Here is a 12,632-nt window from a genome sequence, read left to right as displayed (position 1 = left end):
AGTGAGTGGGTATTCCGTGAACGTCAACGGTTCGGCCGGTTTCGCTCATCTCTTTCATAGTCTCCCTCTCGTGTCGGGCACTGCTCGATCACAGGTCCCGATGTGCGCATGTGGCGTGTGGAATGCCATCAATCGGCCGGTGAAAGCCGGGCGGCGGGTGAAAGCCGGGCGGCGGCGCGGTCAGGTGACGGTATTGAGGAACCGCTCGCTCAATTCGTTTCCGACGTAGAAAACGCCCTTGGTCAGCTGGTCCGAAGTCCAGGTGATGGTCTTGAAATCCGGAAAAGTGGCGTAGCCGCCCGCGAAGACCTCATTCCGATTGCCGGCCGGGTCGAACATGTAGATCGTCATGCCGCGGGTGATGCCGTGCTGCTTGGGACCTTCGTCGATCGGTACGTCGTAGTCACCGAGGACCTGCCCGGCGCGCAAGATTGCCGACCAGTCTTCGAGGTGGAATGCGAAGTGGTGCAGTTTTCCGTTGGGGCCGGGCATGATCGCGATGTCGTGGGGGGAGTTCCCGCAGAACATGAACGAGCCGATCAGGTTCTGATCCTCGACGTTGTCGATGATTCGCTCGGATGCGTGGAAACCCAGACACTCGGCGAAGAGTCGTTCGACCGTGGCGGCGTCGGTCGTCGTGATCACGGCATGTTCGAGCCGGGGAACCGATGCGCCGATCGGGTGGCGTGGCGCCACCGCGGGATTGAGCAACCCCAGCTCGTTGCCGACGTACTCGGCCTCCGAGTAGAGTTCGAGGACATGTTCCGACGGTAGTACGACGCGGACTCCGTCACCGATGCCGGCGTTGTCTCCGGCGCTCATTCGCTCCATGGTGCAGCCGAACTGCGTGAGCCGCTTTTCGAAGACCGCGAGATCGTCGGATGTTGCGCACTTGTAGCCGAGCTTCACCAGCCCGACGCCCCCGTCCTCCAGCACCACCGAGTGATGGTCGTACTCGTCCCACGCTTTCAGATAGACGCGGCCCTGCTCGTCTGTGTGCATGACCTTCATCCCGAGTGTGTCGGTGTAGTACTCCACCCCCTTCGCCAGATCGGTCTGCCGCGCATGGACGTACCCCAGACGCATCACACCCATAGCCAACTCTTCTCAGTTGATGCGGTTTCCCGCATGTTTGAATCTGTTTCTACACACAATATGACTGTAGGGATGAGCTGTCAATTGGCACCTGTAAGTGCATATACGTCCATTTTTCAGCGGAGATGGTTCTTAAAAATTTCTAAACTGCTTGATTCTTACTGAACTTTGCTGCAGTCTGTGTGAGGGGCGAAGTGATGGACATCACGCGACGAAGGTGACGAACAATGATCCGAGTACTGCCGGAGAACGTGGTGTTTGCCGCGCGGCCCGACGAGCGCGTGGTCGACGCGGTTCGCCGCGCTGGGTATCGGCTGCCGTATACGTGTCGCAGGGGAGGTTGCGGGGCTTGTCTGGCATGGCTGGAAGCCGGCGCGGTCGACTACCCCAGCGCTGTCGCCGAGGAACTGCTCGACACCGCGCACTCGGGGCCCGGTAGCACCGGCCGCCCCTGTCTGCCCTGCCAGGCGGTGCCGCGCGGGGATGTCACGATCCGGCTCGGCGCGGGCGGCCGACTCGTTCGCATCTTCGGCGGTGGCACCGGTTCGGCGGCGAGCGGCGGAACCGATGGTTACTAGGTTTCGCCCGATTTCAACCATGTGGATTCAACGGAGAAAGGCACAGGCATGTCCTACGTGATCGGTATCGACGTAGGAGGGACATTCACGGATGCGGTGGCCGCGCGAGACGACGGCGCCATGTTTTCGACGAAGACCCCCTCTACCCCACCGAACTACGCCGAAGGCGTGATGCAGGTCCTGCAGGAGCTCGCCGCGCATATCGGCATCACCCGCGAGGGCATGCTCGCAGAGACCTCGCATATCGCCCATGGCACGACCTCCGCGTTGAACGCGCTGGTCATCGGTGATGTCGGGGAGGTCGGCTGGCTCACCACGATCGGCCACCGTGACTCGATCTACATCATGAACGTGGCCGGGCGATATGCCGGGAACAGTCCCGAACAGATTCAGAACATCTTGACGACGCGCAAGCCGGCGCCGTTGGTCCCCAAGCGGCGCGCGCTGGAGATCGTGGAGCGGATCGACTACAAGGGCGCGGTTGTGGTGCCGCTCGACGAGGATCAGGCGCGCAACGCCATCACACGGCTACTCGAGCAGGATGTCGAAGCGATCGCGGTGTCGCTGCTGTGGTCGTTCCGCAATCCGGCGCACGAACTGCGCCTGCGGGAGCTGATCCACGAACAGGCCCCGGACATGTACGTGACCCTGTCGAGCGAACTGTCACCGCGCATCCGTGAATTCTCACGCAACGCCACCACGATCATGAGCACTCAGGTCGGGCCGACGCTGGCGCGATACCTGGAGCCACTCGAGCGCGACCTTCGCGATCACGGCCTGCGCGGGCCGTTGCTGATCATGCAGGGCGCCGGCACCACCGTGGCCGCAAGTCAGGCGCCGAATGCCGCGATCACCACGGTCGGCTCGGTGCTGTCCGGCGGTGTCGCGGGAGCGGGCCGGCTCGCCGAGCAGCTCGGGCATCGCAACGTCATCTGCACCGATGTGGGCGGCACCACCTTCCTGGTCGGCATCATCATCGACGGCAAGCCGGTCGAAGCCACAAGGGCGATCATCAACCAGCACGAGATCGACGTGCCGATGCTGAAAGTGCAGATCATCGGCAGCGGCGGTGGCGCGATCGCGCATATCGACCCGGGCGGAAATCTCCGGGTGGGCCCACGCAGTGCCCAAGCCGTCCCTGGACCGGCCTGCTATGACCAGGGCGGTTCCGAGCCGACGGTCACCGATGCCGATCTCGTATTGGGAATCCTGAATCCCGGAAACTTCCTGGGCGGCCGCAAGAAACTCTCGCTGGAGCGCGCACGGGAGGCCATCAAGGAGAAGATCGCCGACCCCCTCGGCATGACCGTCGAGGACGCGGCCGCGGCGATTTTCGCCGTGCAGAACGCACAAACCGCGGACCTCGTGCGCAAGGTCGTCATCGAATCCGGCGAAGACCCACGGGATTTCGTGGTCTACGCCTTCGGCGGCGCTGGACCGGTGCACTGCTTCGCCTACGGCGCCGACTTGGGCGTGCAGTCCACCGTGGTGCCGCTCGGGCCGTCGGCGGCGGCGTTCTCGGCGTACGGATTGGCGTCCAGCAATGTCGGCACCGTCAAGGAATTGTCCGACCCGGCAACGTATCCGGTTCCCGCTGAGCACGTCGCGAAGATTTTCGACACGCTGGAGGACTCCGCTCGGACAGCGCTGCAAGACCAAGAGGTCGATCTGATCGATATCGTGATCCGGCGCGAGATCGACATCCGCTACAGCATGCAACTGGCCGAACTCCCCACCCCGGTTCCCGCGGGCGCGATCATCGACGAAACCCTGGCCGAGGCTGTCGCGGACTTCGAACACCGCTACAGCCGAATGTTCGGAGAAGGGACCGGTTACGCGGACGCCGGCTTCCAATTCATCACCTACCGTGTCCATGCCACCGGTGTCCTGCCCTCGCAGGTCACTCTCCCCGAAATGGCTGGAGGCACCTGTGACTCCGTCGATGCCGCCATTACCGAGCACCGCCCGGTGCTCCTCGATCCGCGTCGCGGTTTCGAGAACACACCGATCTACGACTATCGCAGGCTCGTGCCCGGCCATACCCTCCATGGTCCCGCTGTGGTCGAGGTGCCGACGACCACCGTCGCGGTGGGCCCCACCGACTCCGCGGAGATCGACCGGCTCGGCAATCTCGTCATTCATCACAACCCAGAGGAGCGACCGTGAGTCCGATTCCTGGCGCCGACGTGTTCAACAGCCGGCCCGTCGACCCTGAAACATTGCGAGCAGGTGTGCCGGAAGGGTTGCGCCTGCACACAGTCGGCGACGACGTGATCGAAAATCTCGATCCCCTCACCTACGAGGTAGTCCGTCACCGGCTGGCATCGATCACCGACGAGATGGGCGAAACGCTCAAGCGGATGTCGGGGTCCATCGTTGTCACCGAAGCCAACGACTTCGACTTCGCCCTGTGCGACGAACTCGGTCAGGAAGTGCAGATCGGTCTCTACAACACCTTCCTCGCCGCATCCCTCGACCTCGCCGTCTACTGGACCTTGCAGAACCGCGCGGAGAATCCGGGTATCTGCGAGGGTGACATGTTCCTGTGCAACGACCCGTGGGTGGGCGGGGGCCTGCACCAGAACGATGCCACCGTTTTCGCGCCCTTCTTCTTCGAAGGGCAGCTGTTCGGATGGTCCTCCGCCGTAGCTCACGAACTCGACCTCGGTGGTGTCGCCCCGGGCTCGTGGACACCCCGGGCACAGGACGTGTTCTGGGAATCGCTGCCCACCCCGCCGGTGAAAGTGGTGCGCGACAGTGTGCTCCAACGCGATATCGCCGATCTCTGGATTCGGCGGTCGCGGACACCCAGGCAGGTCGAACTCGACCTGCGCGCGAAGATCGGTGCCAACTTCACTGCTCAGACCCGGATGCGCCGCCTGCTCGAGGCCTACGGCATGGACACGGTCAAGGCGGTCATGAAGCGGATGATGTCCGATGCCGAGCAACGACTGCGCGCCAAGCTGCGCGAGCTGCCCGACGGCACCTGGCACGCCACCGGCTACCAGGAACACTCCGGGCAGGACGACCGCGGCCTCTACCGGATCACTCTCGCCATGACCAAGCGCGAGGATCACCTCGTATTCGATTTCCGCGGCACCGCTGAACAGACCGGCATGATCAACTGCCCCTATTCCGGGGTGCGCGCGGGCATCATGTCGTCGTTGCTCCCCGTGCTTGCCGGTGATATCCCCTGGGCCGCAGGCGGACTCATGCGCTGCTTCGAGATCATCGTCGAAGAGGGGAGCATGATCAACGCGCAATTCCCCGCCGCCGTCGGCAAAGGCCCGGTCGGACCGGCGTGGGCGGTCGGCAACCTCGTCAACGAGTGTTTCGCGAAGATGCTCGACTTGCGGCCTGCGCACCGCCAATCAGTGCAGTCGGTCTGTGGCGGCACCTTCGACATGGTTGCCCTGGCGGGTATCGATCAACGTCAAGATCCATTCGTGGCATTGGTAATGGACACGATGGCGGGGGGTTACGGTGCCGGAGTAGATCGCGACGGTGTGGACACGGGCGGGATGTTCGTCATCCCGATGGGTCGTGCGCCCGATGCGGAGATGACCGAGTTCACTTCGCCGGTGATGCTGCTGTGGCGGCGCGAGGAGACCGACTCCGGCGGCCCCGGCCGCCAGCGTGGAGGTCTGAGCGGATCGGTCTGCCTGATTCCGCACGACACTGGCACACCGCTGGCTTCGGTGTTCTCCGGGTCGGGCAAGGCGACATCCATGAATGCCGGTCTCGCTGGCGGGTATCCGGGCAATACCCAGCTCGATATCGTCCTGCGTGGGGCCGAGGTGAAAGCAACACTGGCCTCCGGACGGATTCCCCAAAGCCTCGCGGAGGTCGGTGGTGAGCAGGACGTGATGGCCAGCGAGGTCGAAACCGTTATCGGACTCGGTGATGCGGTCTTTGTGCATTGGCAGAGCGGCGGTGGCTACGGCGACCCGCTACTTCGTGACCCGGGCGAGGTGGCCGAAGATGTGCGGGAGACGAAGGTCTCCGCATCGGCTGCCAGAGATTTGTACGGCGTCGTGCTGGACTCCGAGGGCAACCCCGATTCGGGCGCCACAGAACGCCGGCGCGAGCAGTTGCGATCCGAACGCCGGGCCGTTGCGGGTATTTCGCCTGCTGATCCGCCCGGTCCCGTCACTGCGGGTGAGCCCCTCGACGACAACACGATCATTGTTGGGGAGTCGGCGGTGTCGTGCAGACATTGCGGCACAGAGCTGGGCACGCTCGGCGAACCGTATCTTTCCGCGCTGCCCCGAATCGAGACAGACCCTGCGGCAGCGGGCCCTCACGTCTGGGCTGATCCGGCGACCTATGTCGACGAACCCGTCGTCTTCCGGCAAGTCCTCTGTCCGGGATGTGCGACAGCGCTGATCAGCCAGGTCGTACCAGCCGACCATCCGATCAGGGCCGACGCCCTCGTCAACACGCACAGCCACGGCTGACGGCATCGGGTAGGTCGTTCAGCCGCCCACCGCCTCCGAGTGGTGCGGGCAACCTTCCCGCCCACTCGGGGGTAACGGACATGGGGCTCCCATCGTCCGCAGCAGCACCACCCGATGCGCTACTCGCATCACCACGATCGGTCTCGGACTCCGGGAGGGGCCGGACAGCGAAAGGAACGTATACCGTCATGACGGTCGAGAAGCAGACCACTGCACACGGCGACGTATTGATTATCGGTGCCGGTCCTGTCGGCATGACGCTCGCACTTGACCTGGCACGCCGTGGCATCGACGTGATCATCGTCGAAAAGCAGCGCGCCGACGCGGCACCCCGGACACGATGCAACCACATTTCGGCACGCTCGCTCGAGTACTATCGAAGTCTGGGCATCGCCACAGAGATCCGCAATGCCGGATTGCCCAGGAGTCATCCTCACGATGTCGCATACGTGACGTCGCTGACCGGTCACGAACTCACGCGGATTCGTATCCCGGCGAGCGAAAATACTTATGGCAGTGTCGGTTACGCCGACTCCGGTTGGCCGACACCGGAACCGCCGCACCGATGCAATCAGCTCTACTGGGAACCGATTCTTCGCGAACACCTGCGCACTACTCCCAATATCCGGACTTTCTACGGCACCGAGATCACCGATATCGAGCAGGACCTGGCTCAGGTCACCGCACGAGGCGTGAACGGCGCCGGTGAGTCTGTACAGTTCAACGCCACCTATCTCGTGGGATGCGACGGCGGCACCTCACGCGTCCGCAAGTCGATCGGCGCGGAATTCGAAGGAACAGAGGTGATCTCCGGAACACGAGGCGTGTACGTCCGTTCACGCGACCTTGCTGTGAAACGTCGCGTCGACCCCGCGTGGATGACCTGGTTTCTCAATGAATACTCCTACGGCTGCGTCGTGGCTCTCGACGGCACCGAATTGTGGTCCATTCAATTCTTCCTTCCTGCCGGTCGCACAGATTTCGACAGCATCGACCCTCATGAGGGCATCAAGGCCGCGGTCGGCGCCGAGATCGACTACGAAATCATCTCCGTCGACGACTGGTACGGGCGGCGGTTGGTCGCCGACCGGTTCCGTGACCGACGAGTCTTCATCTGCGGCGACGCCGGTCATCTCTGGATCCCGATGGCCGGATACGGCATGAACGCAGGTATCGCCTCCGCGATGACCTTGTCGTGGCAACTCGCCGGCGTCCTGAGTGGTTGGGCAGAGCCCGGTCTGCTCGATGCCTACGAAGCCGAACGCAAACCGGTCACAGACCAGGTATCCGAACATGCAATGGCTCTCGGCCTGGCAAATCTCGACACCGACCTCGTGCGCAATGTACCGCCCATGCTGCTCGCCGAAGGATCCGAGGCCGACGCCTTCCGCGCCGAAGTCGGCCGGGAGCTATACGACGTGAACCTCGGACAATTCGCGTGCGCCGGACTCAATTTCGGCTCCTACTACGACGCCTCGCCGGTCATCTCCTATGACACCGAATCGGCGCCTGCGTACGACCTCGCGACGTACACTCCGTCGACGGTTCCCGGCTGCCGAACCCCACATATCTGGTTGAACGACGGCCGTTCGCTGTACGACGCGATGGAAACCGGTTTCACACTGCTGCGAATGGACCCAGCTCTTGATGTATCCGACCTTTGTCTGGCGGCAGGAAAGCACAACGTGCCGCTGCAGGTAATCGATCTCAGCGTCGCCGAGGCCGGTGATATCTACCAGCACAAGCTTGTGCTTTCCCGCCCCGACCAACATGTCGCTTGGCGCGGCAACACGCCGCCTGAAGACGCCTCTGCGCTCATCGACCTCATACGCGGCGCCGGCAACCTGTCAGCAGAGCGACAGTGACGGGAGGTGCGGTTTCCCGAGTGGCGATAACGACGATCGATCGATGAGGTCTTCGGTCACCGGAATCGATCGGTAAGCTACTCGCCGCCACCGGCGCCCACCATGCCCTTTGGCATCGAGATAGCCAACTGGCTCACCAGGTTGCCGTAATGCCGAAAGGATCCCGCATGACCGGCTATCCACCGGACATCGCTGTGCGTGGGAACATACAGGCCAGCGTGCCCGAGGTCCCGCTGACACGGCCAGCGCGGTGACCTCGATGCCGCCCGCGCGTCCTTCGGGCACGCGCTCACCCTGCTCGAACCGCTGCCATTGCGCTACGACCGCGCGCGAGTGCACTTCGCCTTCGGTCAGGCCTTGCGCCGGGCCGGGCGCCGCGCAGAGGCGGACGCGGTGATCTCGACAGCCCGGGACGCCTATCTCGCGCTCGGGGCCTAACCAAGCGGCATTGGCACTAACCCCCGGTTTGAACGGGAAACGATGGGAACCAACCGGAAGCGACGGGACGGACTGCCGCCGCCGCGTTCCCGCAGTTCACGGGATGTTTCGGGAAGCAATGGGAACCACGAGGCATTTGGAACCCCTGAGTAGGGGTCAGGGGTTCGAGTCCCCTTAGCTCCACAGAAATAGCAGGTCAGGTCCGGTCTATGACCTCGGCGAATTGCGAGCGGTAGTCACCCAGGTCCGCGCCCACCGACCCGACCACCGCGTACACCGGCGTGCTACCTGCCCGCGCGAGAATCGCGGAGATGATCTTCCCGTCCCGGGTCTGCCCGTCGACCCGGCCCTCGCCGACCACGACTGCCGCCGCCTGCGCGGCCAGCGCGTCGAACCCGGCCGCATCCAGCACATGCTCCGCTCCAGACCGCAATTCGGCGCCGTACTGTGCCCACATTCCACCGGAGAACCCACCGGCCGCGCCGTTGCCATCCACGCTGGCGGGGTCGCGTGGCAGGTGGCGCGCGGTCTCGGCCAACCGCCGGGTCAGCTTGTCGACAGTGGCTGGATCGGCGCCCTTCTGTGGCGCGAAAACGCGGGCCGCATCGACGTAACGCGTGGTGACATCGGTGAGTACGGTGATCGACGCATCGCCCAGCCCGCCGCCGTCCTCGATCGCCGAAATCGCACCGAGTCCGCCGTCGGTGGTGGCCGAGCCACCGGCCGCGACCACGATCCGCCGCGCTCCGCGCCGGACGGCCGCGGCGATGAGCATGCCGGTGCCGTAGGTATCGGCGGTCACTGGATCGCGCGGGCCGTCGTGTGGTGTGGTGATTCCGCTGGCGGCGGCGATCTCCACGACGGCGATTCCGTCGTCGGAGAGCCCGAATGTCGCCGCATACGGCAGGCCCCAGGGGTTGCTGCTTCGGCTGTCTCGAGGCGCAGGCCAAGCGGTTCTACGAGTACGTCCAGGGTGCCTTCACCGCTGTCGGCGACCGGCCGCCGCACCGCGCGGCCCCCGGCCTCCTCCGCACCCCGCCCGATCGCCTCGGCAACCTCCGTCGCGCTGTAGGTTCCTTTGAAGCTGTCTGGGGCGACGAGCACCGTCATGGTCGCCATATTATCGGGCTGCTGTGCGCGGTGCCTCGGGGTTGACCGGGTACGGCGGCAATTCACCACGTGCCATCGCGATCGCGTTCTCCGCACAGCGGCGAGCCATTTCGGCGCGCACCGGCACGGTTGCACTGCCGACATGGGGTAGCAGCACGGTATTCGGCAGTTCGGCCAGCCCGGGGGCGAGTCGCGGCTCGTCCTCGAATACGTCGAGTCCGGCACCGGCGATGGTTCCGTCCCGCAGGGCTGTCACCAGTGCGCGCTCGTCGACGATCGGCCCGCGGGCGGTGTTGATCAGGATCGCTGAGGGTTTCATCGCCTTCAGGACGGCGGCGTCCACGAGGTGACGGGTCTGGTCGTTCAGCGGTACGTGCACGGAAAGGTAGTCACTGGCCGCGACCAGTTCGGTCCAGGAGACGTGGCGGACCCGGCCGGCGAATTCGCCCAGCTCTTCCTCGCTCACCTCGCGATCACTCGGCGGCCGCGGGCAGAACGCGACCGTCATCCCGAACGCGAGGGCCCGCCGAGCGGTGGCGCGGGCGATGCGGCCGAAACCGGCCAGGCCCAGCGTTTTCCCGCTCACATCGTGGCCCAGCAGCAATTCCGGCTCCCAGCCGTGGAATTTTCCGGCGCGGACGAATGCATCGGCCTCGACACATCGGCGCGCGACCGCCAGCATCAGCAGTACGGCGATATCCGCGGTGGCGTCGGTGAGCACCCCGGGGGTGTTGCCGACGAGGACGGAGTTCGCGGTGGCTGCCGTGACGTCGATATTGTTGTACCCCACGGCGAAATTGCTGATCCCGGCGATTTTCGCGCGGTCCAGCAGGGCAGCGTCGAACTCGTCGCGCAATTGCGCCACGACCACGGTGTAGTTGCCCGAGGCACACGCGTCCGCCAATTCGGCGTGCGTCATCCCGTTTTCGGCCACCGTCACTGTTCCAGCGGCCTCGAGCAGTTGCATACCGGGAGCGGGCAGCGGGGTGGTGACGAAGAAATCGATAGCGGTCACGCGATCACCCATTCGAAGGCGCGGGCTTCCGAACGTGCGCCCTGAGCGGTTTCGGACCGGTGAGGTTCGCTGATGACTACGCGCGAATCGGCTATTCCCAACCCCCGGGTGCCATGGCACTTGTAGGCGTTGCGCCGATCCGGGGTAGTGGTAGCGACCGCCTGGATCAGGTGCCGGACCTGTGCCGGAACGGCCTGGTCCAGGGTGTTGCCGATGACGATTTCGGCAGCGCTGTGGGTACGCTGGTCGCTGGCGATGTCCAAGACATGCGCGGGGACGTCGCACAGCGTCGTGTAGGTGAAAGTCATACCGTGACCTCTGTATAGGAAGTGCCTGTGAGAGTGTCGGTTTCGTCGTCGGCGCGACCCGCAATCGACGCAACTACCTCGCGCGTGTGTTCGCCCGGCTCCGGACCGGGTGTACGGATATGCAACGAGGCGCCACCGATTACCGGGACCATGCCGGGAGCAGACGGTGGTAGGTCCGGCGGCGCCGGCATCCACAGGGAACCGCTGGATGATGTTGCTGTACTGTTCGCCGACGCAATATCGGCGGCGGTGCAGATCGGGCCTGATGGAACTTCCCGGCCGCGTCGAGGATCTTCGAGGCTTCCGCGCGGGTGTGTTGGCCGGTCCGCTCGAGGATCGCCGCATCGAGTTGCTTGCCCCGGTACCGACTACCGAACGGGCGTGCTGAGAAAACCGTGATGCTGAAGACGGATTCCGAGTATGGATAGGTTCGGTTCGACGAGCGCATCCGCTGACGGATCGCTCGTCGATCCGGTAATCGAATACGCCAGACCTCAGACCCGCGGAAAGCGGTACAGCCGACGTGCGTTGTCCTCGACTATCGCGCGGGCCTCGACATCAGGAACCGCATGGAACATCTCGGTCACAACTTTTCGGGTGTTGGGCCAGAAAGAATCCGAATGTGGATAGTCGCATTCCCACGTGATGTTGTCGAGACCAATATGGTGTCGGTTGTCCACACCGTATTGGTCGGTAATGAAGCAGCCGTAGATGTGCTTGGCGAACAATTCTGATGGGCGCACAGTCTGATTGATGTTCTGGTAGAACCGGTGACGTTCCCACGTGGTGTCGGCCCGTTCGAGAAGCCACGGCACCCAACCGATCCCGCCTTCGGCAACCGAGACCTTCAGATTTGGGTGCCGGTGGAAGGTGGGAGAAAACAGCAGGTCGCCGACACTCCGCATGGAGTTCAGGCCCATCAGTGAGATGAACACGGCCATCGGGGCCTCGGGTGCGGTCGGGATGACCTGCCCGGAGGTGCCGAAATGCATCGCCACCACGATTTGGCGCTCCTCGAACACGTCGAAGAGCCGGTCCCAGTGATCGGTGTGAAAAGACGGGAAACCCAGCGGGACAGGGTTCTCGGGGAAGGAGACTGCCCGGATGTCTCGATCGTGCAATCGGTCCAATTCGGCCAGTGATGCATCGACGTCCCAGTACGGCAGGATGATCATCGGGATGAATCGACCGGGATAGGCGTCGCACCACTCGTCGAGTACGTAGTCGTTCCATGCCGATGTGCACAGGCGGGCCAGTTCCTTGTCCTGCACGTTCTGGAACATGGTGCCGGCAAACTTCGGGAACGACGGGAAGAGTGTCTCGGTCTGGACACCATCGATGTCCATATCCTTCACCCGTGCTGCTGGATCGTAGCAGCCGGGGATCATATCGGTGAATCGCAGCGGTTCGGTGCCCAGCTCCTCGGGCTTCTTTCCGGCGACGGCGTTGAGTCCGAGCTGACCGTAAACCTTTCCGTCCAGTTGCCAGACCTGACTTCCCTTGGGCACTTTCTGCCCAAAACCATACTGATCAGTTTCGTTTCCGGTTGCTTCGATGATGCGAGGCCCGGCCTCGAGGTACTTACGGGGCAGTCGTGACTGCCAGACCGACGGCGTCTCTATCAAATGATCGTCGACCGAAACCAGCTGCATATCCGCTGTTAGTGGCATCCTTCTTCGTCTCCATCTGTACCTGGACTCACATTCGTATCCAGGATACACTCGCACCCGTTGCGGTCAACGGGCTCCGGAAGATCGGGGTGTGGC

Annotated in this window: 8 protein-coding genes and 1 pseudogene; 4 read left to right on the top strand and 5 right to left on the bottom strand. The window is 63.8% G+C overall.

The window, feature by feature from the left end; all coding sequences use genetic code 11:
* Positions 1 to 180: 180 nt before the first annotated feature.
* Positions 181 to 1,095, bottom strand: a complete 915-nt coding sequence (locus tag NF4_RS24815; protein WP_063129782.1) for a catechol 2,3-dioxygenase — start codon at positions 1,093 to 1,095, stop codon at positions 181 to 183.
* A gap of 227 nt (positions 1,096 to 1,322) precedes the next feature.
* On the opposite strand from NF4_RS24815, the gene NF4_RS24810 reads away from it, so the two are divergent.
* From NF4_RS24810 to NF4_RS24795, 4 genes are all read left to right on the top strand, one after another.
* Entirely contained in the window at positions 1,323 to 1,673 is a 351-nt protein-coding gene (locus NF4_RS24810; RefSeq protein ID WP_063129781.1) for a 2Fe-2S iron-sulfur cluster-binding protein, read from the top strand.
* A gap of 48 nt (positions 1,674 to 1,721) precedes the next feature.
* A complete protein-coding gene (locus NF4_RS24805; RefSeq protein WP_063129780.1) occupies positions 1,722 to 3,839 on the top strand; it encodes a hydantoinase/oxoprolinase family protein in 2,118 nt (705 codons plus the stop codon).
* Positions 3,836 to 6,130, top strand: a complete 2,295-nt coding sequence (locus NF4_RS24800) for a hydantoinase B/oxoprolinase family protein (RefSeq protein WP_063129779.1) — start codon at positions 3,836 to 3,838, stop codon at positions 6,128 to 6,130. Before NF4_RS24805 ends, NF4_RS24800 begins: the two co-directional genes overlap by 4 nt.
* 188 nt (positions 6,131 to 6,318) lie before the next feature.
* Positions 6,319 to 7,995: an FAD-dependent oxidoreductase gene (locus tag NF4_RS24795; protein ID WP_063129778.1), complete on the top strand. Its 1,677-nt coding sequence runs from the start codon at positions 6,319 to 6,321 to the stop codon at positions 7,993 to 7,995.
* Between the two features lie 634 nt (positions 7,996 to 8,629).
* Here the strand turns inward: NF4_RS24795 and NF4_RS24790 are convergent.
* The 4 genes and pseudogenes from NF4_RS24790 to NF4_RS24775 form a co-directional block, all read right to left on the bottom strand.
* Positions 8,630 to 9,543: pseudogene (locus NF4_RS24790) on the bottom strand (glycerate kinase).
* A gap of 10 nt (positions 9,544 to 9,553) precedes the next feature.
* Positions 9,554 to 10,558 carry a 2-hydroxyacid dehydrogenase gene (locus NF4_RS24785; RefSeq protein WP_198165464.1) on the bottom strand — a complete coding sequence of 335 codons (1,005 nt, stop codon included), beginning with the start codon at positions 10,556 to 10,558 and terminating at the stop codon, positions 9,554 to 9,556.
* Entirely contained in the window at positions 10,555 to 10,866 is a 312-nt protein-coding gene (locus NF4_RS24780; RefSeq protein ID WP_063129776.1) for a beta/alpha barrel domain-containing protein, read from the bottom strand. The genes NF4_RS24785 and NF4_RS24780 overlap by 4 nt, the downstream gene beginning before the upstream one ends.
* A gap of 494 nt (positions 10,867 to 11,360) precedes the next feature.
* Positions 11,361 to 12,536, bottom strand: a complete 1,176-nt coding sequence (locus NF4_RS24775) for an amidohydrolase family protein (RefSeq protein ID WP_063129775.1) — start codon at positions 12,534 to 12,536, stop codon at positions 11,361 to 11,363.
* Positions 12,537 to 12,632: the final 96 nt, after the last annotated feature.

Source organism: Nocardia fusca NBRC 14340, assembly GCF_001618425.1.
GTDB lineage: Bacteria > Actinomycetota > Actinomycetes > Mycobacteriales > Mycobacteriaceae > Nocardia > Nocardia fusca.
Note: the sequence above shows the minus strand (reverse complement) of the source record. Positions and strands in the feature narration are given on the sequence as shown.